The following is a 24,971-nucleotide window of genomic DNA, read 5'->3' as shown; positions in this document are numbered from 1 at the left end:
CGGGCCCCGTCGACTGCCGGGCCGGACGGAGTCGTCCGTTTCCCACCGGCGGGGGACAGGCGGTTGTTAGATTTCGTTCATGCTGCCGGTAACCGAGAGCACGCTGGTCGTGCGTACCGATTTCGCAGATGCGAGGGCGTGGGAGCGGGTGCGCAGCGCCGTGGCCGACCCGCCCGGCGGAGACCTGGTGTCCGCCGCGTTCACGTTCGTGGACGATCCGCGATACACCGGATTGAGCCCGGTCAGCGCGATCGAGCTGGTGCCGCGCCGGCCCGCCCATCAGATGGTGGCGCTGGCCGACACCGTGACGATGGCGTCGCCGGACCTGCCGCTGCTGGTCGTGGACCTGGTCGACGAGCCGGGGCAGCGCTTCCGCTCCGCGCCGGAGGTGCTGTGGCACGTGGCGAACAACCTGTTCGTCGCGAAGGGATATTTCCACGAGTACGTGCGCAGCGTCGACGCCGACGGCGTCTACCGGTGCGGCGGGCTGGACGGGTAGATCAAGGTGCTGTCCGCGATCGCGTCGCTGAAGGGCGTGCCGTTCGACGCGGACGACTACGCCGGGCTCTCCCGCCGGCGGTAGGTTCTCACGGCGTGCGTCGCCGCGAGCGCCCACACCACCAGCAGCGGCTGGAACAGCAGCCGCACGCCGCGGTCGAGGTCCGAGTCCAGGCCGAACGCGTCCCGGTGCTCGGTGAACTGCGCGATGTTGCCCGGGAAGATCGCCACGAAGAACGCCGCCACGACCGCACCCACGATCGCGCGGTAGGGCTGCCGCCACACGGTCAGCAACGCCAGCCCGAGCAGCACCTCCACCACGCCGGAGGCGATCACGACAAAGCCGGCGTCCAGCGGGATCCAGGTCGGCACCTGCGCGTGGAACTCCTCACGCAGCACCGTCAGATGCCCGGTCCCGGTCGCGAGCAGAATCAGTCCGAGCAGCGCCTGCGCCGCGACCGCGATCATCGTGGTGGTTCCCTTCGAGAATCGGCACCAGCAGCGCCGTGATGTTGTCGTGCCCGCCCTGCTCCAGCGCAAACACGACCAGCCCGTGAGCCCGGTCGCGGGGGAGCGGCGGGATGCCGTACCGCCAGAGGCCGTCCGTGCAGAGCAGCAGGTGTCCGTGCGCGCGGCCGCAGGCTGCGGATCTGCGGTGTGGTGTCATTCATGCCGCCGCCCAGCCAGGCGGTCATCACGCCGAGCGCGTCCGCGTCGTCCACGGTGAGCGGGATCGGCGTGCCCGTGCCGGGGATCCAGTAGGCGCGGCTGTCGCCGACCCACGCGACGAAGATGCCGTCCGGGCCCGCGACCGCGGCCACCAGCGTGCAGGCCGGCGACTCGGCCAGCGCCGCGACCGCGCGTCCCGCCCGCACCGTGGCCGTGGTCAGCGCGTCCTCGGGCAGATCGCCGGCATCCAGCCGGGCGATGATGACGGCGGTGGCGGTGTCCGCGGCGACCTGGGCGGCACGCTCGGACCGCGCCGTCATGCTGACACCGTCACAGACGACCGCGACCGTCCACGGACCCGCGCCGGTGAGCGTGACCGCGTCCGCGTTGATGCCGCGCCGCAGGCCACGGTCGCTGACCGCGGTCGCGCCACGCGGGCCGGACAGCTCGATCCGGGCCCGGTAGGCGGGCTGCGCGCGCCCGCAGTCCCAGCAGTTCCCGTCCGGCGCGACGGTTCCTCCGCAAGCGAAACAAGCCATGATGCCGCACAGCGTATTGACTTCATGCCCGCTTCAGACAGGACGGTGGGCGGATGACCGACGAGATCACCGTGGAAATCACCACGATCGGCCGGCGCAGCGGCGCCCCACGCCGGATCGAGACGTGGCGCTACCGGGCCGCGGGCCGCTGGTGGCTGACCGGCAGCCCCGGCCTCCGCGACTGGTATGCGAACCTGCTCGCCCACCCGGAGTTCACACTGCACACCACAACCGCAGATCTGGCGGTACGCGCCCGTCCCGTGACCGACCCGGCCGAGCGGGCCCGCGTGCTCGGCGAGATCGTGCCGTGCCTCGACTGGGCCGAAAGCCTGGAGAGCTGGATCGAGGGGAGCCCGCTGGTGGAGATCGAGGCGGCGCCTCAGTCCTCGTCCGGGTAACCGTGCAGGCGACGCCGGGTGGCGGTCCGAACGCCGGGTGCGCGGTCCGCCCCGCGTAGGCCGCCCGCTCCACCTCGCGCGGGTCCACGCCGTAGGCCTTCGCGACCGCGGCCCACGCCTCAGGGCCGTCGACCAGATGGCCCCACCACCGGCTGCCCCGCGAGCGGACACCCGCGGGCAGGTCGATCTGCACCGGCTCCGCGCCCCGGTAGGGCAGGCCGTACCAGAAACGGGGGTAGACGAGCACGTGCTGGAGCAGCCGGCCGCCGGACAGGACCGCCCATTCGCCGCCGTACTCGTCGTGGTCCAGTGCGACGAGCGCGCGCCGCACCGTGCCGGTCTCCCGCATCGCCGCGACCGCCAGCGCGGCGACGACCGGATACTCGCCGTCGCCGCCCGTGGACACCTCGATGCGGTCGCCGTCGACGGTTGCGTAGAGGTCGCCCGGGTCGCCGTCCGGCATACGGGCGCGAATCAGCTCCAGAATCCGGTCCGGGCGGGCGCCCGGAACCAGGTCGATCCAGGCCGAACCCCCGAAAGAGGCCACACTCGGATGCTAGATCCAGCCGGCACGGACTGTCCGGTGATCAGTCCAGCGTCGCGCGCCACTCCGCGACCAGCGCAGGATCCACCGGCAGGTCCCAGCGGCCTTCCGGACGCACGGCGCCGCCGGTGTGGAATGCGGTCACGCCCGCCGCTCGCAACGGCGCCACATGGGCCGGACGCAGCCCACCGCCGGCCAGCACCGGCACGCCGGCCGCCGCCTCGGCCGCGAGCACGTCCAGCCCGTCCGCCACGCCGGACGGCGCGCCTGCGGTGAGCACGCAGTCCAGACCCGGCAGACCGCGCAGCGCCGACCACACCTCCGCACGATCGGCCGCGTGGTCGATCGCGCGATGGAACGTCCAGGATGCGCCGTCCAGCACGTCCAGCAGCTCGCAGACCGCGGGCAGGTCGACGCCGCCGCCGGGGGAGAGGAAGCCGAGCACGAACTCTGTCGCCCCCGCCCCGCGCAGCGTCTTCGTGGTCAGACGCAACGCGGTCAGATCACGAGGGCTGAAGCCGTCGCGGTCGCGGAGCATCACGCGGACCGGGATGTCGACGGCCGCGCGGACCGCCTCGACCGTGGCCGGGTCGGGCGTGAGCCCGGACGCGTCCATGTCGCTGACCAGCTCGATCCGGTCGGCACCGCCTTCGGCGGCACGGCGGGCGTCGGCGGGGCCGAGCGCGATGACTTCCAGGAGCGGGCGCGACATAGGCCGCATGGTCCCATATGCGCCGCATCCGCCACGCCCGGCGGCCCCTGTGATCCGACTTACCGCAGCCGCAGCCGCAGCCGCAGCGTTGCCGCTGCCGCTGCCGCGGGCCCGGCCGCAGCCGCAGGCCGGGCCGGGCCACCCGTGTCGACCCGCGTCAGTCCGGCCGGATCCCTTGCCGCTCGCCGTGCCCGCGCCGCTCGCCGTGCCCTTGCCGCCCTGCCTGGCGTCCCGCGTCGGCGCATTTCACCGCAAGCGCTTGCTGAACCGCTCGTGTGCGGACTGCTTGGTGATCCCGAGCGCCTGCCCGATCTCCACCCAGGATGCGCCGCCCGCCCGTGCCGCCGCCACCGCCTCCTCCAGCAGTACCCGCTGCCAGCGTTCCACGTCCGCCAGCACGCCCAGTGACTGCAGGGGCGAGCGCGTGGTCAGCTCCGCGATCGCGGCGCGCAGCGAGTCGGACCGGGCCAGCATCCAGTCCGGTGGCGCGGCCGCGAAGTGTGGCTGCATGTGCGCCAGCCACTCCGAACTCGCCCGCATCCGCCCGGTCTCGTCCGCGGGCAGGTCGTCCGCGCCGGCCCAGCCGCACGTGCAGACCGCCTGACACGAGGCGCCCCGCGATTCGATCGTGCCCTCATGCCCCGGCAGGGCGATCTCGATCCGCACGATCACGAATTCTATGCCCGTCAGGGTTCCCTGACGGATGGCGTCAGGATAACCTGACGACCCATGACGATCATCGAGGGTACGGTCGCGCCCGGCTACGACCGCGTCGCGGCGGCATTCGCGGCGAATCTCACGGACGAGACCGGCGCCGCCGTCGCGGTCTACCGGCACGGCGAGCCGGTGGTGGACCTCTGGGCCGGCATCGCGCGACCTGAGACGAACAGCCCGTGGCGGCGGGACACGCTGCAGTGCGTCTTCTCCACCACCAAGGCCGTCCCGGCCGCCTGCGCGAACCTGCTGGCGGAGCGCGGCGTCATCGACCTGGACCTGCCGGTCGCGCACTACTGGCCGGAGTTCGCCGCGCACGGCAAGGCCGGCATCCCGGTCCGCTGGCTGCTGACCCACCAGTCAGGCGTGGTCACGCTGCCCCGCATGCCGGTGGCGGACATCTTCGCCTGGGATCCGGTGATCACGGCGCTGGAGCAGGCCCGGCCGGAGTGGGAGCCCGGCACCGCGCACGGCTACCACGGCCTCACGTTCGGCTGGCTGGTCGGTGAGGTGATCCGGCGCGCTGACGGCCGTACCCCCGGACGGTTCTTCGCGGACGAGATCGCCGCGCCGCTCGGGCTCGATTTCCACCTCGGCCTGCCCGCGTCCGAACTGGACCGGTGCGCGGCCGTGATCCCGATGCCCGGCCAGGCCGCCACGCTGGCCGCGCTGGACCCGGACTCGCTGTTCGCCCGCGCCATGATCATGAGCACCGAGCCGATCGACTTCAACGCGCCGCTCGCGCTCACCGGCGAGTGGCCGTCCGGCAACGGCGTCTGCACCGCCCGCGCGCTCGCCGGCTTCTACGCCGCGCTGATCGGCGGGGACATCCTGTCCCCGGCCACGCTGCGCGACGCGACCGCGGAGCACGCGGCCGGCCTCGACCGGGTGCTCGGCATCCCGGACCGGGTCGGGCTCGGCTTCGGGCTGCCGATGCCGACCGACGCGTGGTACTCGCCGACCGCGTTCGGCTTCCCCGGGCTCGGCGGCTCGATCGGCTGGGCCGACCCGTCGACCGGCATAGCGTTCGGCTATGTCGTGAACCGGCACCACGCCGACTATTCCAAACCGGACACCCGAGCGACGAATCTTATCCGTGGAGTTCTGGCGTCGATCGGGTAGAGATAGGGCATGACGAAGCTCCGGATCATCGCGGCCGCGGCGCTGCTGCTGTGCACGGCCACCGCCTGCTCGGACCCCCGTGGGCCGGCGCCGGACGAGGCCGCCCCCACGCAGTCGGCTGCCCCGGCCGAGCCCAGCACCGGATCCAGCACGGCGGCCACCGGCGCGGCCGTGCCGGGTGACCCCTGCACGGGCGAGGACATCAAGGTCGACGCCACGCTGATGAAGGCCGGCATCGCGCTGCTGGCGATCACCAACACGTCCACGACCGCGTGCCGGATCAGCGGCTGGCCCAAGCTCACGCTGCTCGCGGCCGACAACAGCGCGCTCACCGTGCCCGTCCGGGAGGTGCCGCAGCCCGGCCCGGCCACACCGTCCGATCTGGACCCGGGCGAGAGCGCGTTCGCCGGCGTCAAGTGGACGAACTGCGACAAGGCCGCCGCCGGATGCGCGGTCGTGACCACGCTCACGGTCGCGCCGGAGGGCGGCGGTTCCCCGGTCGTCGCGAAGATCACCGGTGTCGAGGGCGGTAGTCAGACCGTGCCCGAGCTGCCGCTCTCCGCGCTCGAGGTCGGCACGATCCAGCCGTCCAGTCAGGGCGTCATCGCCTGGTGATCAGCCCAGGCGCGCGGTGAGCACCACCGTGCCGGTCGGGGCCGGCTGATCGTTTTCGGACTGCACGGTCACCAGCAGTTCGGGAAAATCGGCCGGCTCGACCGCGCTCCACAGAAAGATCGGGATGCCGGTCCGCCGCTCGTGGAACGACCCGAGCGGCGCGACCCGCCCGTCCGGCGCCTGCAGCCACGCCGCGTAGTAGCTGCCCTCCTCGGCCGCAGGCAGGTTCTCCGGCTCCAGCACCACGCCGGTCCCGGTCCCGGTCGCCACCAGCCGCACCGTCCCGGAGACCCCGCCGTCCCCGGTCGCCGCATACTCCGTGCCGCCCTCCAGGAACGGATCCGGCGGCGTCAGCGCCCTGTCGACCACGAGCACCCCCGCGGTGAGCGCGGCGGCCGCAGCCAGCGCGGCCAGCGGCAACGCCCACGGCCGCCGAGAACCTCTAGGGCCATCAGAGGGTACGGGCAGGTGGCGCGACTCCGCATGCCGTGCACCCGGCGTGGACACCGGGCCCACGGGCGGCACCGGATCCGGCGACGGCGGCGGACCCGGCGGTGGTGGCGAGGGCAGTCGTCCGGTCGACGGCATGGCTGCTGTCGACGGCATGGCTGCCGTCGGCGGGATCGGCCCGGCAGGCGGCGGGCCTGCATACAGTTCCGGCCCGGTAGGCGGGGGACCGGCATACGGGTCCGGCCCGGCAGATTGCTCCGGCCCGGTCTGAGGCAGATAGCCGATCGGTGGCGGTGTGCCGGTCGGCGGCAACGTGCCGGGCGGCAACGTGCCGGACGGCGGCATCCCGGGTGGTGGCGTGACGGGTTGCGGCATCCCGGGTGGCGGCGGGAGCGGAGGCAGCAGGCCCTGTGCCGGGTTCTTGGCGCGCTTCCGGCCCCGGCGTCCCCTGCCCTGTTCCAGCTCGGACTCGACCCGCTCGCGCGGCGGCGCCACCCAGTACTCCGGCGCCTCCGGCTCCCCGTACGTCTCAGCATCCGGGACGGAGGGCGGCTCGGATTCCGGGATCGGCGGCCGGGCCTGAGACGGCAGACGATACGGCGGCGGCGCGTCCGGGAAGTCCGGAAGTTCCTCGTCCTCGATGTCGAAGACGGGTCCGGGCAGGTCAGGACGTGCCCCCGGCTCGGGTGGTCGCTCCGCATCGGTCACACCAGCCACCATACGACGCTGTCGGAATCAGCGAACCCGTGCGGGGGATGGCACGGCTTTGCCCGTACCCGCAGATTATTGAGAACCGCCTTTGAATTTTCACCGTATTGAGTGCGGCGGGGTATGCGAGTCCCGGACCGCACGGGGGGTCCGGGGTTCGTGGAAGCCGATGTGGAGGCGGTCTCATGGCGCGACGGGCGACGGTACGGATCCTCGGGGTGGGGGTGGCGGTGCTGGTCGGTGCGGGGGTGGTGCTGGCCGGCACCCGCCTGTTGCTCGCCGACGACCGTGAGCCCGCCGGCACGCCACCGGCGGCCCAGCGCGACAACGACCGCGACCCGGACCTGCCGCTGACCAACGCGGCCCGCGCGATCGCGTCCAACCGGCTCACGCCCGCCGGCCCGCAGTCGCTCTTCGACAATCGCTCCGGCGACCCGCTCGCACCCGGCGCCGAGATCAACGTGTCGCTGCTGGACGTGGCCGAGGCCGCCACCGCCGTGGTCCTGGCCTTCTCCGCGCTGGACGCGACGCAGGCCGGCGCCGTGACCGTGACGTCGTCCGCGGGCGCGATCCCCGCGTTCCGACTGGCCGCGGCCGGTGGCCAGACCAGCAGCACGCTCATCGTCCCGGTCGCGGGCGACGGCGCGCTGCGCATCCGCGACGAGGCCGGCGGACGCCTGGTGGTCCAGCTGGTCGGCACGCTCGCGCCGTCCAACTCCTCGTCCGCCGGGCGCGTGCTCCCGGTCCCGTCCCGCGAGGTGTTCCGCCTGGTCAAGGCCACGGAAGGGCACGAGAAGGAGCTCGCGCTATCCGCCGTCCCCGAGCTCGCCGGTCAGTCCGTCTCGGCCGTGCTGCTCCAGGTCGCGGCGGACGTGGGCACGGACGGCGGTTTCGTCCGCGCCGGCGACGAGGACCGGCAGGAGCTCTTCTGGTCCGCTACCAAGGGCGCGGACCGTACCCGCGGCGGCCTGATGCTCGTCCCGATCGACGGCGACAAGATCACGATCCACTACGAGGCGGGTACGGAACTGCGCGCCGACCTGGTCGGCTACGTCACCGGCGACGCGGCTCCCGCATCGGCCGAGGGCCTGATCGTCCTGGTCCCGCGCGCCACCGCCTCCGGTGGCTCTTCCGGCGCGCCCGGTGGAGACCCGTTGAGCACCGCCGGAAGCGACCCGTCGGGCGCTCCCGGACTCGACCCGGGCGCGGCCGGTGAGGCCGAGGTCGACGCGGAGGGGGAGACGCTCACCGTGGTCCCGCCGGGCGGCCTGGCCGGCGTCCCGCTGGAGCGCATCGGCGGCGCGTTCCTGCGCGTCACCGCGCAGGGCGACGGTACCGGCGAGGTGGCCGTCCGCGGCGGCGACACCACCGCCTCGCCCGGCGACCCCGGCAACCCCACGATGCTCGCCGCCGAGGGCATCTCCCGCAGCACCCTTACCCTGGTCACCGTCTCCGACGGCACCGTCTCCGCCTCCGCCGCGGCCGGCGCCGCCCTGAAGCTCACCCCGGAGGCGCTGCTCCTCACCGCCGGCTGAGGGCCTGGTGCGGCAGGGCCGGTGGGGCATGTCCTATGTTCAGCGGGGATGCCCGGGAGAGCCGGGGCACGAGCGCTGGGGAGAGACGTGGAGCTGCGGGAGCTGCGGGGACGCCGGGTGGCGGTCTGGGGGACCGGGCGTGAGGGCATCGCGGCGGTGGAGGCGATCGCGCCGGCCGGGCCGGAGCGGTTGATCACGGTGCAGGACACGGCGAACTACCTGGCCACGAACTGGACGGGCACGCTCGCCGAGGCCGCGCCGCTCTTCTCCGGCGAGGACGCGCTCCGGGAGCTGGCGGACATCGACGTGATCGTGCGTTCTCCGGGCATTCCGGACGTACACCCGTGGATCAGTGCTCATAGGGCCAAAGGCGGCGTGGTGACGAGCGGGACCGCGCTGTGGATGTCCGCGCACCGGCACCTGACCGTGGGCGTGACCGGCAGCAAGGGCAAGAGCACCACGTCCAGCTTGATCCACGCGCTGCTGACCGGCGCGGGCCGGCCGAACGCGCTGGGCGGCAACATCGGCATCGCGGCGCTGGCCATGCCGGAGGCGCCGGCCTACGTGATGGAGCTCAGCGCGTACCAATGCGCAGATCTTGATGATTCTCCGCGCGTCGCGGTGGTGACCTCGCTGTTCCCGGAACACCTCGACTGGTTCGGCGGCGAGGCGGCCTACTTCCGGGGCAAGCTCAACATTGCGATGCACGGGGCCGAGGCGGTCGTCTACAACGGGCACGACACGCGGCTGACGGACGAGTTCGGGCGCCGGGACGGGCTGCCGCTGATCGCGGCCGGGCTGCCCGACGGCTTCCACGTCGCGCCCGGCCCGGACGGGGAACGCTGGTTCTTCCGCGCGGGCGAGGCGCTGTTCCCGCGCGCCGATCTGACGCTGCTCGGCCGGCACAACGAGGGCAACCTGTGCGTGGCGCTGGCCGCGCTGGAGGCGCTCGGCGTCGACTGCGTCGCGGCGCGGGACGACCTGGCCGCCGCGCTGCGCGGCTTCGCCGGCCTGGAGCACCGCCTCCAGCCGATCGCGGACCCGTCCGGCCTGACGTTCGTCGACGACTCGCTCTCCACGATCCCGCAGTCCACGATCCACGCGATCGAGAACTTCGCGGACCGCCCGCTGAGCGTGATCGTGGGTGGCGACGATCGCGGCGTCGACTACACTCCGCTGCGCGACTACCTGCTGGAAAACAAGATCAACGCGACGCTGATCGGCATCCCGGACAGCGGCCCGATGATCCTCGCCCTCGTCGCCGACGTCCCCACCGTCACGACCGTCCAGGCCCAGGACATGCACGACGCGGTACGGATCGGGCGCGCGCACACCGCGCCCGGCGGCGTGGTGCTGATGTCCCCGGCGGCCGCGAGCTACGGCCGATACGACAACTTCGCGCACCGCTCGCGCGTGTTCCGCGAGGCGATCGAGGCCACACGTTCGTGATTGAGGGTTGCCTCACGGTTCGATCGTGCGAGATCGGGAAAGGGTTCTTGCAGAGCACATCTCACCGTGGAGGTAAGTGATGACCAGCAACGGCAGCCTTGTCCACGACACTCCCGTCCTGAACGGGAAGGCCGGCACGGGTCGCGTCAGTGAGGCCGTCGCCGCCACGCCCGAGGCGGCTCGCAAGACCGGCGAGGCCGTGCGCCGCAACCCCGCGCCGGTCGCGGCCGCGGCGGTGGTCCTCGCCGGGGCGACGGCGGTGGTGATGCGGATGCGCGCCATGCGCAAGCCGAAGACGCGGACGCAGAAGATGCGCGCGATGATGACCGACATGTCGTCGCGCCTGCCGTCCCGCAAGCCGCCGTCGATGATGGCCCGCCTGACCGGCCGCCGCCCGTCGATGGCCACGCAGATGCGCAACCGCCTCGGCATGTGACCAGGCGTTCGGTTCCGGCCCGGGGTCATTCCCGGGCCGGTTCTGACTGTGGTCGGGTTCCGGGGGCGCTTCGTGCCCGAAATTTCAGGAAATAGCGGCATAACATGGGAGCCGCCGGTCGTCACGCTGGGCGCAATCCGGCTGCTGTCGGGGCGTCGCGTTAGGGTCGTCTGACCCGCCCGCCGTCCTGCCGTGAAGGAGAAGCGTGCCCCGCTTCGCGCCCGTGCCGTTGCCGTCCGGCGACCCCGACCTGATCACCGGCCAGGTGCACGCATGGATCACCGCGGACCCGATGCGCGCGCTGGTGGCCGCGTTCGACGGAGACCTGCCGGACCTCGCGCCGGAAAAGCTTCTCCACTGGCTCGACGACTTCTCCGCCACCCACTGGGACTTCCGCCGCGCCGCCGGCGTCGAGCGCGACCAGGTCACACCCCAGACCTTCACCCCCGAAACCATCGCCACGGTACGTGACGCAGCCACCGCCCTCGGCCTCGCCGCCGCGCGCCCACCGTCCCGCTCCCACTACGACCACGTGCTCATCCTCGGCGGCCTGGGCCGCGCCTGCCTCCAGCGCGTCGCCCACACCGCCGCCCTGATCCACGCCGGCCTCACCGCGTCCTCCGTGGCCGCGCTCGGCAGCTTCCGCCCGCTCTCTCCCACCGAGCGCACCGAGCCCGGCCTCACCGACGCCACCCACGAGGTCGACGCGATGGAGATCGCCGTCCGCGCCTCCTTCGGCTTCAGCGCCGCCCCCGAGGTCACCTGCGAGGACGGCCCGATCGGCCACGATTCCTGGTCGATCCGTACCTTCGGCACCGTCCACGTCCTGGCTGCCCCGTCGAGCGAGCCCGAGAAACGCCGCGCCCACACCCCCGACACCTACGATTTCTGGGCCCGCCGCTTTCCCCTGCGCCCCCACCAGCGCTTCCTGATCGTGACGTCCCCCATCTACGTCCCCTTCCAGCACTGCGACGCGATCCGCATGCTCGGCCTGCCGCACCACTGCGAGATCGAGACCATCGGCTTCGACCCAGCGCTGGCCGTACCCCCGCAACTCCCCTCCGCATCCGCTGCCGACCGCTACCTCCAGGAAACCCGCTCCACAATCCTCTCCATGCAGCGCCTGCTGGCCGCCCTGCCCCAGAGCTGACTCTCCCGCTCTCCCGCGGCCACTATTTCCCGAAATTTCGGGCGCCGAGCGCCCGTGCGGCCCGCCGCAGGTTCTGCCCCTCAGTGCCCCACCTCGGCACGGCCCCTCAATAAGGTGCGCGCCATGCGTCCGCCGCTGCAGTCCCGGCTCCGCTTCCACATCCCGAGAGATCTCGTCCATTATTCGGGAGCCAAGATCCTTGCATACGCCACCGCTGTTATTCCGGCCAAATAACAGCGGTGGCGTATGCAAGGATCTTGAGCCACCTTTTAGCCCCCGCCGATAGGCGGGTGTTTTGTCTTTAATGCGCAAGCATCCACAGAAGTGACCGCCTGGCTGCCCTGTTTGTCGTCTTTGTCGTGGACCTGCCCGCAGGGGTGCAGGATCATCGGCAGGGTCGCCACCAACGCTCCGGCGGCAAACAGCGTCACGCAAGCCTGAACCTGGCCACGACGAACCCGGCGGCGGGCCGCGATACGTCACCCTCGAAACCGGACCACCCGAGAACCGCAGCCGATCAGCGAGAAGCGGCCACCCAAACGCGAGAACCCCGAAGCCGTCACCCGCCGGACCAAAGCTGGTGGCCCTGCCGATGAGCTGCTCGGCTTGTCCCGGGTCGATGGGAAACGGGGCAGACGGCCGCACGCACCCAGCCACCCGCGGACCTGGGTGCGGCGCGGCTGAAAGGTGTTGAATCCTGCCCCGGAGCCGGAGCGCGCGGCGTGCTTCCGGGCCAGCGCGACCATTCCGCCGAAGGCAAGAACAGCGACCTGCCCACCCAACGTAACCAATAACATGAAATTTCGGGCACGGAGTGCCCGTGACCTGGATCTTCGGAGCCCGGGTCAGATTTCGTCGGCGTGGGGATGGGTGCTGCCGGCTCGGGTTGTGAGCGCGGGGCGGGCGGCGCTGGGTGCGGGACGCGCCTCGGTCGACGGGAGCACGCCGGAATCGCGTGCTCTTTCCCGGCCACGGCGGGACCGGCTCCGATGCGAAGCGGCAAGCGGAGCGCCAGCGGAGTCTTGGCGCGCAGCGAGGTTTGCCCGCGGGAGCAACGCTGCCGGACCACGCCGGAAGCGGGAAATCAAGAATTTGATCTTGATCTTCGAGAAGCGGACCGTCGAGCCGCGTCAGCCCAGCTCGTCTCGCAGCGTCTCGAACATGTCGTGGATGATCGCGTCGAGGGTGCGGTTGTCGCTGCTGTCCAGCCATTCCTCGATGGAGAGGGACAGGACGCCGGCGGACACCTCGCCCAGCAGTGCCGCGCGCGCCGGTGCGAGCCCCCGGGCCGCCAGCCCCGCGCGGACCGACTCCGCGATCGTCGCGCGTTTGCGCAGGTCGCGTTCGCGGAGGCTTTCGTCGGAGTTGACCAGGGTGCGGCGTTCGCGCAGTTCGGATCTGCGGCCCTCGAAGCGGGTCTCGGCGAGCGTCCGCAGCCCCTCCCGGATCAGGGTCATGGGCTCGACCTCGGCCGGCGTCTCGGCCATGAGGACGGCGACCATCGACGTCACCTCGTCGTCGTCGACGAAGAGGACCGCGCGTTTGTCGGCGAAGTGCCGGAAGAACGTGCGTGTGGTCAGGCCGGCCCGCGCGGTGATCTCGGGGACCGTGGTCGCGGCGAATCCCTGTTCGGCGAAGAGCGCGAGGGCCGCCTGTCGCAGGCGTTCGCGCGCGTCCGTTGGCCATCTGCTCACACCCCGAGTCTAGTGATGACATCGCGTGTCATTGGGAGTACGGTGACGACACTGCATGTCGTCACTCGAAGTGAAGGAACAGTCATGGCCGAAGTGTGGATTCTGGGCGGTACCGGGCGAAGCGGGCGCGCGATCGCGGACGGCCTGCGCCAGCACGGCATCCGGCCGGTGCTGGTCGGCCGCGACGCGGACCGGTTGCGCGCGGCGGCGGACGGGGACCGCACGGTCGTCGCCGCCTCGGTCGGCGAGATGGCGGCGGAGATCCGGCGGCAGCGGCCGGCCGTGGTGGTCAACACGGTCGGGCCGTTCACGGGCGCGACCGCGGCGCTGATCCGCGCGTGCCTGCCGGGCGGGCACTACGTCGACATCGCGAACGACCTCGGCGCGCTCGAGTCGACGCTGGCCCTCGATCCGGAGGCCGCCGCGGCCGGCCGCACCGTGGTGACCGGCTCCGGGTTCGGCGTGACCGCGACCGAGAGCGTGATCGTCAAGCTGTGCGAGGACCGGCCGCCGGCCGCGCGCGTCCGGGTGGACATGGTGCCGTCGCTCTCGATCGAGGCGGGCCGGTTCGGTGAGGCGCTGGCCGCCACGATCATGGACGGGTTCGCGGCTCCGGGCCTCCGCAAGGGGCGTGAGTTCCGGGGCGGGCGGGTGGTGCCGGCGCCGCTGGCCGGCCACGCGCGCCGGCTGACGTTGCCGGACGGCGTGACCGTCACCACCGCGAGCATGCCGCTCGGCGAGCTGCTCGCGGCGCAGCGGGCCAGCGGCGCGTCCGACGTGATCGCCGCGTCCAGCGAGGCGCCGTCGTCGGCGGCCGTGCGGGCGGTGCTGCCGCTGGCGTCGGCGCTGCTCGGGATCGGGGCGGTACGGGCGTTCGTGACGCGCCGGCTGGCCGCGGTGACGTTCGGGGCCCGGCCGCGACCGCGCGAGCACTCCTGGGGGCACGCGGTCGTGACCTGGGCGGACGGCACCACGCGCGAGGGCTGGCTGCGCCTCGGCGACGCGCAGCCGTGGGTCGGGACGGTCACGGCCGAGGTGGCGCGCCGGCTGCTGGCGGGGGAGGGGCGGCCGGGCGCGTACACGCCGGCGACGCTGTTCGGGTCATCGCTGGCCGAGGACTGCGGGGCCGAATACGTGCTGCCCTGAGGACGGTGACGAGCGCTGGACGACCTGCCGGCCGCTGTCAGGACTCCCGCGGCGGGAGCGCGGTGATGAACGCGGTGTCGGCCGGGACCGCGCCGATCTTGGCGGCGCCGCCGGGCGAGCCGATCGGGGCGTCGCGGCCGGGGAGCGGGTCGGAGAAGAACGCGGCGTTCTCGGTGGCGTACGCGGTCATCGAGTCCGGCAGGTCGTCCTCGTAGAAGATCGCCTCGGTGGGGCAGACCGGTTCGCAGGCGCCGCAGTCCACGCACTCGTCGGGCTGGATGTAGAGCGTCCGGCCGCCCTCGTAGATGCAGTCCACCGGGCACTCCTCGACGCACGCCTTGTCCATGACGTCGACGCACGGTTCCGCGATCACGTAAGCCATGCGAACGAGTTTATACAAGAGTCACTTGTAAAAACCTGCGTGGGTACGTGTGAGAATGGCGGCATGAGTGAGCCCGCGGCGCGGCGGCGAGAGGTGCTGGAGTTGCTGCGCGCCGAGTCCGGGCCGGTCAGCATCGGTGTGGTCGCGGAGCGCCTCGGCATCCATCCGAACACGGCCCGCTTCCACCTCGAGACGCTGGCCCGCGGCGGCCACGCCGACCGCGTCCACGGCACGCCGGACGGTCCCGGTCGTCCACCGCTGCTGTTCGCGGCCCGCCACGAGATGGACCGCGGCGGGCCGCGCAACTACCGGGTGCTGGCCGAGCTGCTGGCGGACGACCTGGCCGGCGCGGACGACCCGATCGAGGCCGCCCAGAACGCCGGCCGTCGCTGGGGCGCCCGGATCGCCGGGGACGTCCACGTCGCGGACGGCACCGAGCCCGCGATCGTCTGGCTGCACGACATGCTCGACGACCTCGGCTTCGCGCCGGAGGAGCCGTCCGTGGCCGGCCGCGACGGCGAGATCGGGCTGCGGCACTGCCCTTTCCTCGAGCTGGTGGACACGCACGGCGGCATGATCTGCGCGCTGCACGAGGGGCTGATGGAGAGCGCGATGGACGGGCTTCCTGCCACGATCAGCGGCCTCACCCCGTTCGCCCAGCCGGACCGCTGCCTGGTCACGCTCCGCATCCGGCCATGCTGAGGACGTGCCCGCGGTCGCACGGAAGCGCCTGGCGAGCCTCGCTCGACCGTGTCGGCTGATCGGGTGGCGGAGGCCCTCGGCTAACCTTGTCCACCGGCGCGGAAGGTGACCGGGGGCGAGGGCGGGTGTCTGTGCAGGTCGAGGCAGGGGAGCATGACCCGGGTGCACGTCAGTCCCCGTCGGCCGAGGCGTCCATGCGCGCGCGGTGGCGGGCGTTGGTGCTCACCGACCCGGTGGCCCGGCTCGTCCGGAACGCGGCTTTCGCGAACGTGGACGACCGCCGCTTCGACCTCCGCCAGCTCGCGCTCGCGGCCGTCGACATCGCGGTCGCGTCGATGGGTTTCGCCAGGCAGGTGACGCTGGGTGAGCTGCTGGAGTCGATCGCGGACCTGGCCGCCCGGATGGCGCCGACGGCCCCCCGGGAAGCGTGCGCGGAGGCGGCCCGGTGGGTGATCAAGGGCCTGCTCAACGACGCCGAGGGCCAGCGCGCGTTCGTCTACCCGTTCACCGACGACGACGGGCGGCGCGAGGAGTTCTCGTTCAAGCTGCTCCAGCTGCAGGACAGCGCGGACGGCGCGATCGTGCAGGCGTCGCCGCAGGCCGTGATGCTCTACCTGAGCGGGCTCGACCTGGACGTGGACGACGCCGAGGCCGCGTTCTCCGTGGTGTTGCAGCGGCAGTTGCGGGATCGGCGGTTCGAGGCGGCCGGGCGGACGGCCGCGCAGGCCGAGCGCGTGTCGGTGGCGATGGCCGCGTCGTTGACGGACCTGATGGAGGCGACCCGGCGGGACGTGCGCGCCGTCGACTGGAACGTCGACGTGCCGCGCCGGCTGGAGCGCGCCCGCGAGCATGTGGAGTCGCGCGTGGCCGAGGACGCGGAGGTGCTCAACCACGTCGCGGCCGGCATCGACACCGAGACCGACGCGGGCGTCCGGCAGGCGTCCGGCGAACTGGTCGAGACGCTGCGCCGCATCCGTCAGGTGCACCTGGACCTGGCCGCCCGCGTCGGCACCGCGCACACCGTCTTCATTCAGGCGCAGCTGAGCCAGGTGTTCGCGCGCCCGGTCCACCTGCGGCTGCTCGACCCGGAGAAGGAGCTGTTCCACCCGGTGCTGCGCCTGCCGGACGTGGACGCGGCGCCGGTGACCGAGGCGTTCGGGGACCGCGTGCTCGGCCTGCGCGTGCCACGGCTGCTGCACCTGGACAGCCTGGTCGACGCGCTGCTGGCGCCGCCGCGCGCGCCGGAGCCGGAGGAGTTCGATCCGGAGCGGCCGGGCGAGACCGAGGGGGTGGACCTGCAGTCGTACCCTCCGGTGGTCATCGCGGCCGCGGAGCGGATCCTGCGCACCGCCGGTGATGAGCCCGCGTCGCTGTCGTCGCTGGTGTCCGCGGTGGACCACCTCTCCGGGACCGATGTGCAGGATGCGATAGAGTTGATCTTGTTGTCCGCTTTGTGGGCGTACGCACCGGACGGTGCCGCGGAGAAGCCGGGCGACGAGGACGACGGCGGCCTGAGCGCGCTGGTCGCGTCGCTGGCCGTGGAACACAGCGGCGCCACCATCGACACACCGGTCGCCTGGGGTGACGACCTGCTGGTGCGTTTCGAGGAAAGGGAGACCCGGTGACGCCGGAGGACGTGCGCGCGGCCGCGGAACTGGTCGCGTTCGGGCTGCGCGCCGGCGCCCGGCCCACGGACGCGAACCCGTACGGCGTGCTGCTGGAGCGTTTCCGCAGCAACACCGAGTTCCGGGACGCGGTCGAGGCGGTCGCGGGCGGGCTCGGGCTCTCCGTGCTCGGCGCGCCCAGCCGCGGCGGCATCGTGCTCACCACACAGCCGCACAGCGTGTTCGCGGTCCGGATGAGCGATCTGCGCAGCACCGCGATGACCGCGGACGACAAGCTGGTGGCCGGCCTGATCGTGCTCGGGCTCGCGGCGTACGCGTTCCCCCGCCAGCTCGACCTGGACAGCACGGACGTGAAGCTGGTCGAGGTCGCGGCGCTGGACGCGTTCGTGCGGGACGCGATCGAGCAGGTCGCGGCGCTGCCCGGCGACGAGGACACGGTCGACGGGCAGGCGCGCATCGCGGCCACGGTCTACGAGCGGATGCCGTCGTTCAAGCCCAAGGACCGGCAGCCCGGACCGGCGCGCGGGTGCACGCAGTTCGCGATCGCGGAGGTGCTCGGCTGGCTGGTCGAGCGCGGGGCGGCGCGCGTGATGCCGCAGATGGGGCCCACGTCGTACCAATTGACCGATCGTTTTCGTCTTCTGGTCGCGGACGTGGCCGGTGGTGAGGCGCTGGCCGCGCTGCGCAACCGGCGCCGGCAGGAGGCGGCCTGATGGCGGCCCCCGCGCGCCTCTGGCAGATGCGCCGCATCCACCTCGACCGGATCGGCTCGCCCGCCGCCCGCTTCCGCGACGTCACCATCGAGATGACCGGGCGGGACGGCGCACCGCTGGACACCATCCTCTGGATGCGCAACGGCGGCGGCAAGTCCACGCTGATCGCGCTGGTCTGCGCGCTGATCCGGCCGGATCGGCGGGACTTCCTGGCCACCGCCACCACCGGCCGTCACCTGGAGGACTGCATCCTCGGCGCGGACACCGCGCACGTGGTGGTCGAATGGGTGGACCCGACCGGCCGCCGCCTTGTCACCGGCGCGGTCTACGAGTGGGCCGACCGGGTGCAGCCCGCCGACCCGAACGCGGCGCACGACCGGCTGCGTCAGTGCTGGTACGCGTTCAGCCCCACGGACACGGCCACCCAGATCGAGACGCTGCCGTTCATGAAGAGCGACGGCCGTCCGGCGGACTTCAAGGAGTTCGTCAAGGAGCTGGAGGCGCTGCCGCTCGACCTGGACCCGGTCGTGGTCACCAAGCAGGAGCGGTGGGCCGGCGCGCTCACCGACCGGGGCCTGGACCCCGGCCTGTTCACCGCCATCCTCAAGATCAACGCTACCGAGGGCGGCATCGAGCACCACTTCAAGTTCAAGACCGCGGACGAGTTCGTGCAGTACCTGCTCTCGCTGGTCACCGACCCCGGCTCGGCCGGCAAGATCTCCGAGATCCTGCGCACCACCCGCGACCGCCTCGCTCGCCAGCCCCGGCTGCGCGCCGAGGTCGACTTCTGCGACGAGGCCACCGGCCTGCTGGAACGCCTCGCCACCGCGCGCGACGAGGTCACCGGCGCCGAACGCACGGTCACGCTGCGCCGGGACGCCGCGGCCGCGCTCGCCGGCTCGCTGCGCGCGGCCGCGACCGAGGCCCGCACGCGGGTGGCCGCCGAGTCCGCCGCCGCCTCCGCGCGCCGCGCCTCCGAGCAGGACGCGCTCGCGCAGGTGGCGACCAGCGACGCCCAGATCCGGGAGTACGCGTGGTGGGCCGCCCACCTGCGCCACGCGGAGGCGACCGGCGCGCACGCGGAGGCGATCGACGACGTGCGCCGCTCCGCGCTCGAACACGCGGCCTGGCAGATAGTCCCGCTGCTCGCGGAGCACCTGACCGCGAGCCGCCGCCTCGCCAGCGCGGTCCAGCGCCAGGAGGAGGCGGAGGCCGGTGCGGAGCCGGCCCGCGTCGCGCGCGCCGAGGCGGCGGCGCTGCTGGTCGCGGTGCTGCGGACGGTCGCGGAGTCGCTGGACACCGAGGCCGCGGCGCATCGCGAGGTCGCGGCCGAGTCGTCGGCGAAGCACGCGGTCGCGCGGGCGGCGGCGGGCGAGCTGCAGGGCCGGCTCGGCGGGCTGGACGCCCGGCTGCGCACCATCGACGAGCAGATCGCGGCGTTCGTGACCGCGATCGAGACCGCGGTCGCGGACGGTCACTTCGACGCGATCCTGGACGAGATCGCGGTCGGTGCGGGCGGCAGTGACGCGATCGGCCACGGCGCGAGCGGCGACAGCCCACAACCACAAAGCACAATCGGCCACGGTACGGATGAGAGCGCCGCGATCGGCCACGATGCCAGCGGTAGCGGCTCGGGCGGGGATGTCACGACCGGCCACGGCGTTGTCGCCCGCGGCGCGAACGCGCCCGGCACGGACTCACGGGATGCGAACGGGCACGGCACGGCCGCCGACGGCGCGTCCGGGCGGGCCGGAGCCGTGCACGCCACCGGCCGTGACGACGCGCGATCCGTGCCCGGCCAGCGAGCCGGGGGCAGCGCCACCTGGCGGGACGTCACCCCCGCCGCGCGCGCCGAGCGGATCACCGACCGCGAGATCGAGGACGCCTACCGGGCCGCGCGCGACGCCGACGCGGCCGTCGTGCACGAGCTGGAGCTGACGCTCCCCGCGGCCGTCGAGGAGCTGGCCGCGCGCCGGCGGGACCTCGACGCCGAGGCCGCCACGCTGGCCGAGGACCGCGCCGTCGCGCTCGACCGCCGGGCCGGGCTGGTCGCGGAGCGGGAGCCGCTGGTGGCGGAGATCGACGCGCTGGCCACCGAGCATCGGCTGCTGGCGCTGGCCGAGGCGGACCGGATCGACCCGGTCGGCGAGCACCGCAGGCTGGCGGACCTGCTGACCGAGGAGATCCTGACCGCGGACCGGCGGCGGATCGACCTCGCGGTGGCGGACGTGGAGGACCACCGGGCGTCGCAGGCGCTGGAGTCGGCGCGCGGGCTGCTGCCGGCCGCGCTGGACCTGGCGATGGCGGCGGACGTGCTGGCGGCGGCGCGCATCCCGGCGATCACCGGGTGGCATCACCTGGCCGATGCGGTGGCGCCGAGCCGATGGGCGCCGGCGATCGCGGCCGCGCCGGACCTGGTCGGCGGCCTCCTCGTACCCACGGCGCGGGATCTTGAATTGGCGAGGGCCGCGCTGGCGAAGGCGGCGTTGCGGCCGACCAGCGCGGTGCGCGTGTCGACCGTGGACGCGTTGCGGCGGGTCGTGGACGAGCTGCCGGAGCCGGGTGACGGGTTCGTGATCGCGCCGGCACAGGCCATGTTCGACCGGACCGCGGGCGCGGCCGAGGCGGAGCGGCGGCGGGCCGGGCAGCGGTCGCGCAGCGAGCAGATCCAGGAGTTGACGGACGGCCGCGACCGGGACAAGACGCTCAAGGACCGGCTGCTGATCCTGGTCGACCGCTGTCCGCCGGGGCACCGTGAGCACCTGGACGAGAGCATCGCGCGCCTCGACGAGCGTGTGCGGGAGGCGGACGCCCGCGCGGCCGTGCTGGCGCAGGAGCGGACCGCGCTCGACACCGCGCACGCGGAGCTGCAGGAACGCCGTCAGGCGCTGGCGGCGGAACGACGCACGCTGGCGATCCGGATGGGCGTGCTGGCGGACATCGTCCAGCGGGTGCCGCTCCACGGAAGCCTGCGCGCGGAACGGGACGAGCTGCCGGCCGCGCGGGCCGAGGCGGAGGCGGCGCTGGCCACGGCGCACGACGAGGAGCAGGCGCACGCGGCCGCGGCCGGGCGGGCGACCCGGGCGGCGGAGGAGCGGGAGTCGCGGGCGGCCGAGTACCGTTCGCGCGCGGACGAGCTACGCCGCATCGCAGGAAACCTCACGATAAATCCGGGCAAAACGACGCTGGCGGATGCGCAGGCGGGGTATCAGGCGGCGGACGAGGCCTATCTGCGGCAGGCGTCGGAGTCCGCCCTCGAGGCCACGATCGCGGAGATCAACAACCGGCTGGCGGCGCTCGACGACCAGATCGACTCGTTCGGCCGGGCCGAGCGCGCCGCGGCCGACCTGCTCGCGGACACGCCCGAGGCGGCGGACCCGGTCAGGGTCCGGCGGTCCACCGGCATCGCCAAGGACGCGCACGACGAGGCACTGATCATGTCCGGCACCGCGCGGGCGGACCTGCAGTCGGCCGAGCGCGTGCTGGCGGCCGCCACCGCGCGCCGCCCGGAACCGGGTGAGGTGCCGCTGGACCCGCCGGACACGGCCGTGGAGGCGGACCTGCGCGCCCGCGAGGTCCGCGCCGCGCTGGACCGGCAGCAGCGCGAGGCGGACGCGCACGCGACCGAGGCCGCGAAGTCGGAGAACCGTGCGCAGGCCGCGATCCGCCGCGCCGAGAACCTGGACCGGGCCTCGGCCGACCTGGTCGACGACGACACGGCGTACCCACCGGGGATCGTGCCCTTCACCGGCGAGGATCCGGACCGCGAGGTGCGGGCCGCCCGGCGCGCGCTGCACGAGGCCGAGCAGGCGCTGACCGCGGCGGGCAACGCGCTCACGGCCGGCGGCCATCGGCTGGGACGGTGGGCCGCGCAGGAACGGTTCGCCGTGGTCAGCCCGGAGGTGCGGGACCGGTTCCGCACCGAGAACACGGTGGACGAGCTGGCCCCGCACGCGGAGGCGCTGGCGGCGCGGCTCACCGACTACCGCGAGGGGCTGCGCGGCGAGCTGTCCGCGATCGACAAGGACAAGCACCTGGTCGTGACCGCGCTGTGCGCCGAGGTCCGGGAGGCACTGAAGACGCTGCAGCGTGCGCAGAACCACGCGCAGCTGCCCGGTGGCCTCGGCGAGCAGCTGTCCAACCGCCGGTTCCTCGACGTCGGCCCGCGCGCCAGCGTGGACACCGGCGACGCGGTGCTGCGCTCGCGGGTGGAACGCCTGGTGGACAAGCTGGTCGAGCGCAAGGACCCGATCCCGGACGGCATGACGCTGGCCTGGGAGGCGACGTCCGCCGCGGTCGGCAAGGGGAACTTCGTGGCGCGCGTGCTCAAGCCGTCGACCACGCTCGGCGAGGAGCGGCAGCCGGTCGAGCTGATGAGCAAGTGGTCCGGCGGTGAGAAGGTCACGATCAGCCTGCTGCTGTTCTGCATGCTGGCCCGGCTGCGCGCCGCGAACCGCGGCTCCGACGTGCCGGGCCTGGGCGTGCTGCCGATGGACAACCCGCTCGGCACCGCGAACTACGTGGCGTTCCTCGACCTGCAGCGCCGGGTCGCGGCCGCCAACGGCATCCAGCTGATCTTCCTGTCCGGCCTGGGTGACATGCGCGCGGTCGGCCGGTTCCCGAACGTGGTCCGCATGCGCAACACCCAGAACCAGGGCCGGTCGTACGCGCAGGTGGTCGACCGCGACCTGAACGACGACGCGCTGGCGGCCACGATCACGACCGCGCGCCTGACGCTCCCGCGCCAGGAACGGCTTTTGTAACGAAAAAACCTGACATTCTGGACAGGTGACCGAACTGCTCGTCGTGATCGTGAGCGCGCTCATGGTCATCGCCGCCGCGACCGTGCTCGGCCCGCGCCTCGGGATCGCCGCGCCGCTCGTGCTGGTCGCGATCGGCGTGGCGGCCGGGTTCCTGCCGGTCTTCGCGACCGTGCACATCGACCCGGAGTGGATCCTCGAAGGCATTCTGCCGCCGCTGCTCTACTCGTCCGCGGTGTCGATGCCGGCCATGAACTTCCGCCGCGAGTTCGGCGCGATCAGCGGCCTGTCCGTGCTGCTGGTCGTGGCCAGCGCGCTGCTGCTCGGCCTGTTCTTCTCGCTGGCGATCCCGGACCTCGGGTTCGCGTGGGGCGTGGCGCTCGGCGCGATCGTCAGCCCGACCGACGCGGTCGCCACCTCGATCGTCAAGCAGACCTCCGTCTCCACCCGCGTGGTGGCGCTGCTCGACGGCGAGAGCCTGCTCAACGACGCGACCGCGCTGGTCATGCTCCGGACCGCGACCGTCGCCACGGCCGCGGCGTTCTCCGCGTGGAGCGCGGCCGGCACGTTCGTCTACTCGGTCGTGGTCGCGATCGTCATCGGCTGGCTCGTCGGCCGGCTCAACCTGCTCGTCCGGATGCGGGTGACCGACCCGACCGTCAACACGGTGCTGTCGTTCACGGTCCCGTTCGTGGCGTCCGTGCCGGCCGGGCTGCTCGGCGCGTCCGGGCTGGTAGCGGCCGTGGTCGCCGGGCTGATCGCCGGCATCCGGGCGCCACGCGACCTGTCACCGCAGAACCGCCTGTCCGACGCGCAGAACTGGCACACGGTCGAGCTGGTCCTGGAGGGCGCGGTGTTCCTGACCATGGGCCTGCAGATCAAGTCGATCGTGGCGCGGGTGGAACAGGACCACGCCGGCGTGGGCACGGCGGTGCTGATCGCGGCCGGCGCGCTGGTGCTGACGATTCTGGTACGGGCCGCGTACGTGGCGCCGCTGCTCGCCGTCCTGGTCAGCCGCGCGCGGCACGGGGCACGGGTGCAGAGCCACGTGCTGACCATGAAGGAACGGATGGACACGCCGGAGATCTACGCGCAGGTGAATCCGCGCGGCCGGGTGCGGTCGGCGCGCGACCTCGAGCGCTTCTCGGTCCGGCTGACGCGCATGCTCGCCGACATCGACTACTTCCTGCGCGAACCGCTCGGCTGGCGGGAAGGCGTGACCGTGGTCTGGGCCGGGATGCGCGGCGCCGTGACCGTGGCCGCCGCGCAGACGCTCCCCGAGGACACGCCGCAGCGGTCCGTGCTGGTGCTGATCGCGTTCACGGTCGCGGCGATGTCGCTGCTGGTCCAGGGCGGCACGATCGGGCCGCTGCTCCGGCTGGTGGCCCCGCCCGTCGCGGCGGCGGCCTCGACCGACGCGCAGGAGAAGATCAACGAGCTGCTCAGGTCGTCCGCGGAGGCGGTCGCGCCGGCCGCGGACAACGGATTCACGGCCGCGAAGAAGCACCGGCTCGAGGTGATCGCCGCGCAGCGGTCCGCCCTGCTCGACGCGCGCGACCACGGCACGTTCGACGCGGAGATCCTGACGAGGTCGCTGGCCAACCTGGACGCCTCCCAGATCGCCATCGAGATGCGCGGCTAGCTTTTGCGTGCCAGGAAGAGCAGGCAGCGCGGGCTGCCGTCCGGATGCGTGCCCAGCTCGGCCAGCGGCACGGTCTCCACGCCGAACCCGGCCGCGGTCAGATCGTCCCGCAGTGCCCCCGGAGCCGTGGTCCGGTAATACATGACGAACGTCGGCCGCCGCACCGCATTGCGCACCCGCATGACCGCGTCGAACCCGAGCGTCACCCAGTGCGCCGGCGAGATCATCGGCGGCGGCGTCCCGGTCGCGAACGCGAACAGCCCACCCGCCCGCAGCGCCCGATGCACGCCCGCGAACAGCGCCGGCCGCTCCGACGGCAGGAAGTGCCCGAGCGCGCCGAAACTCACCGCCAGATCGAACCCGCCGTCGAACGGCAGCGCCCGCACATCCGCCCGCACCAGCGTCGCCGCCGGATGCGCGCGCCGCGCCTGCGCCAGCATCCCCTCGCTGAAGTCCACCCCCGTGACCGCCCCTTGACACACGCCTTCCAGCACCGACAGCCCCGCCCCGGTCCCGGTGCACACATCCAGCCCGTTCTCGAACGGGCCACGCGCGGCCAGCACGTCCGTCGTCGCGGTCAAAATCCTCTCGGGGGTACGGAACGGGGTGCGATCGAACTTCGGCGCGAGCAGGTCATAACCCCGCTCCACCGACGACAGCGCCTGCACGGCCAACTCACGCAGCGTCGGACCGCCAGCCGAGAACATCCCCCGAGGCTACCGAGCGCTGCTTCAATACGACAGAGTTGATGCGGCGTGCCGGGGGCGG

The 24,971-nt window shown here is 73.0% G+C and carries 22 protein-coding genes; 14 read left to right on the top strand and 8 right to left on the bottom strand.

From position 1 onward, the window contains the following. Positions 1-79: 79 nt before the first annotated feature. Positions 80-499, top strand: a complete 420-nt coding sequence (locus tag OP04_RS27060; RefSeq protein WP_033342678.1) for a DUF6924 domain-containing protein — start codon at positions 80-82, stop codon at positions 497-499. Positions 500-555: 56 nt separating this feature from the next. On the opposite strand, the gene OP04_RS27055 is transcribed toward OP04_RS27060, so the two are convergent. Both OP04_RS27055 and OP04_RS52030 read right to left on the bottom strand, forming a co-directional pair. Then, positions 556-966 (bottom strand): DoxX family protein, encoded by a 411-nt coding sequence (locus OP04_RS27055; protein WP_033342677.1) that lies wholly within the window; start codon positions 964-966, stop codon positions 556-558. Further along, positions 963-1,706 (bottom strand): PP2C family protein-serine/threonine phosphatase, encoded by a 744-nt coding sequence (locus OP04_RS52030; protein ID WP_198153995.1) that lies wholly within the window; start codon positions 1,704-1,706, stop codon positions 963-965. The genes OP04_RS27055 and OP04_RS52030 overlap by 4 nt, the downstream gene beginning before the upstream one ends. 53 nt (positions 1,707-1,759) lie before the next feature. Here OP04_RS52030 and OP04_RS27045 point away from each other — a divergent pair, with 53 nt between their 5' ends. Beyond that, on the top strand, positions 1,760-2,104 hold the full coding sequence (locus OP04_RS27045) for a nitroreductase/quinone reductase family protein (RefSeq protein ID WP_033342675.1): 345 nt from the start codon (positions 1,760-1,762) through the stop codon (positions 2,102-2,104). A gap of 587 nt (positions 2,105-2,691) precedes the next feature. On the opposite strand, the gene OP04_RS27040 is transcribed toward OP04_RS27045, so the two are convergent. Both OP04_RS27040 and OP04_RS27035 read right to left on the bottom strand, forming a co-directional pair. Then, complete coding sequence (locus OP04_RS27040) at positions 2,692-3,360, bottom strand: copper homeostasis protein CutC (protein ID WP_033342674.1); 669 nt, start codon at positions 3,358-3,360, stop codon at positions 2,692-2,694. A gap of 246 nt (positions 3,361-3,606) precedes the next feature. Beyond that, the gene (locus OP04_RS27035; protein ID WP_232323758.1) at positions 3,607-4,020 is read right to left on the bottom strand and encodes a hypothetical protein; all 414 of its coding nucleotides are present in this window, start codon (positions 4,018-4,020) and stop codon (positions 3,607-3,609) included. A 69-nt stretch (positions 4,021-4,089) separates the two neighbouring features. Here OP04_RS27035 and OP04_RS27030 point away from each other — a divergent pair, with 69 nt between their 5' ends. Together OP04_RS27030 and OP04_RS50140 are read left to right on the top strand one after the other, a co-directional pair. Next, entirely contained in the window at positions 4,090-5,196 is a 1,107-nt protein-coding gene (locus OP04_RS27030) for a serine hydrolase domain-containing protein (RefSeq protein WP_033342673.1), read from the top strand. A gap of 9 nt (positions 5,197-5,205) precedes the next feature. After that, positions 5,206-5,811, top strand: coding sequence for a DUF4232 domain-containing protein (locus tag OP04_RS50140; RefSeq protein WP_051799119.1), 606 nt, complete (start codon positions 5,206-5,208; stop codon positions 5,809-5,811). On the opposite strand, the gene OP04_RS53615 is transcribed toward OP04_RS50140, so the two are convergent. Further along, positions 5,812-6,969, bottom strand: coding sequence for an anti-sigma factor (locus tag OP04_RS53615; protein ID WP_157240401.1), 1,158 nt, complete (start codon positions 6,967-6,969; stop codon positions 5,812-5,814). It abuts the gene before it with no gap. A gap of 185 nt (positions 6,970-7,154) precedes the next feature. On the opposite strand from OP04_RS53615, the gene OP04_RS27015 reads away from it, so the two are divergent. From OP04_RS27015 to OP04_RS27000, 4 genes are all read left to right on the top strand, one after another. Next, on the top strand, positions 7,155-8,504 hold the full coding sequence (locus tag OP04_RS27015) for a hypothetical protein (protein ID WP_157240399.1): 1,350 nt from the start codon (positions 7,155-7,157) through the stop codon (positions 8,502-8,504). Between the two features lie 87 nt (positions 8,505-8,591). Then, positions 8,592-9,953, top strand: a complete 1,362-nt coding sequence (murD, locus tag OP04_RS27010; protein WP_033342670.1) for a UDP-N-acetylmuramoyl-L-alanine--D-glutamate ligase — start codon at positions 8,592-8,594, stop codon at positions 9,951-9,953. A 79-nt stretch (positions 9,954-10,032) separates the two neighbouring features. Beyond that, complete coding sequence (locus tag OP04_RS27005) at positions 10,033-10,389, top strand: hypothetical protein (RefSeq protein ID WP_033342669.1); 357 nt, start codon at positions 10,033-10,035, stop codon at positions 10,387-10,389. A 205-nt stretch (positions 10,390-10,594) separates the two neighbouring features. Continuing rightward, positions 10,595-11,539, top strand: coding sequence for a hypothetical protein (locus OP04_RS27000; protein ID WP_051799117.1), 945 nt, complete (start codon positions 10,595-10,597; stop codon positions 11,537-11,539). Between the two features lie 1,130 nt (positions 11,540-12,669). Here OP04_RS27000 and OP04_RS26995 read toward each other — a convergent pair. After that, on the bottom strand, positions 12,670-13,233 hold the full coding sequence (locus tag OP04_RS26995) for a TetR/AcrR family transcriptional regulator (RefSeq protein ID WP_033342668.1): 564 nt from the start codon (positions 13,231-13,233) through the stop codon (positions 12,670-12,672). Positions 13,234-13,317: 84 nt separating this feature from the next. On the opposite strand from OP04_RS26995, the gene OP04_RS26990 reads away from it, so the two are divergent. Then, on the top strand, positions 13,318-14,379 hold the full coding sequence (locus OP04_RS26990) for a saccharopine dehydrogenase NADP-binding domain-containing protein (RefSeq protein WP_033342667.1): 1,062 nt from the start codon (positions 13,318-13,320) through the stop codon (positions 14,377-14,379). Positions 14,380-14,416: 37 nt separating this feature from the next. On the opposite strand, the gene fdxA is transcribed toward OP04_RS26990, so the two are convergent. Beyond that, on the bottom strand, positions 14,417-14,761 hold the full coding sequence (fdxA, locus tag OP04_RS26985) for a ferredoxin (protein WP_033342666.1): 345 nt from the start codon (positions 14,759-14,761) through the stop codon (positions 14,417-14,419). 63 nt (positions 14,762-14,824) lie between these two features. Between fdxA and OP04_RS26980 the strand changes: the two genes are divergently transcribed. The 5 genes from OP04_RS26980 (at position 14,825) to OP04_RS26960 (ending at position 24,203) form a co-directional block, all read left to right on the top strand. Continuing rightward, entirely contained in the window at positions 14,825-15,463 is a 639-nt protein-coding gene (locus OP04_RS26980; protein ID WP_033342665.1) for a helix-turn-helix transcriptional regulator, read from the top strand. A 125-nt stretch (positions 15,464-15,588) separates the two neighbouring features. Then, positions 15,589-17,088, top strand: a complete 1,500-nt coding sequence (locus tag OP04_RS26975; protein WP_157240397.1) for a hypothetical protein — start codon at positions 15,589-15,591, stop codon at positions 17,086-17,088. Continuing rightward, the gene (locus OP04_RS26970) at positions 17,085-17,801 is read left to right on the top strand and encodes a hypothetical protein (RefSeq protein ID WP_033342663.1); all 717 of its coding nucleotides are present in this window, start codon (positions 17,085-17,087) and stop codon (positions 17,799-17,801) included. The genes OP04_RS26975 and OP04_RS26970 overlap by 4 nt, the downstream gene beginning before the upstream one ends. After that, positions 17,801-22,564 carry a cell division protein ZapA gene (locus OP04_RS26965; RefSeq protein WP_033342662.1) on the top strand — a complete coding sequence of 1,588 codons (4,764 nt, stop codon included), beginning with the start codon at positions 17,801-17,803 and terminating at the stop codon, positions 22,562-22,564. Before OP04_RS26970 ends, OP04_RS26965 begins: the two co-directional genes overlap by 1 nt. Before the next feature lie 25 nt (positions 22,565-22,589). Continuing rightward, complete coding sequence (locus OP04_RS26960; protein ID WP_033342661.1) at positions 22,590-24,203, top strand: cation:proton antiporter; 1,614 nt, start codon at positions 22,590-22,592, stop codon at positions 24,201-24,203. Here OP04_RS26960 and OP04_RS26955 read toward each other — a convergent pair. Next, on the bottom strand, positions 24,200-24,871 hold the full coding sequence (locus OP04_RS26955) for a class I SAM-dependent methyltransferase (RefSeq protein ID WP_232323757.1): 672 nt from the start codon (positions 24,869-24,871) through the stop codon (positions 24,200-24,202). The two genes, OP04_RS26960 and OP04_RS26955, sit on opposite strands and share 4 nt — an antisense overlap. Positions 24,872-24,971: the final 100 nt, after the last annotated feature.

The organism is Catenuloplanes japonicus, assembly GCF_000717135.1.
Taxonomy (GTDB): Bacteria; Actinomycetota; Actinomycetes; order Mycobacteriales; family Micromonosporaceae; genus Catenuloplanes; species Catenuloplanes japonicus.
The sequence above is the reverse complement of the archived record's forward strand: the minus strand, read 5'-3'. Positions and strand labels throughout refer to the sequence as shown.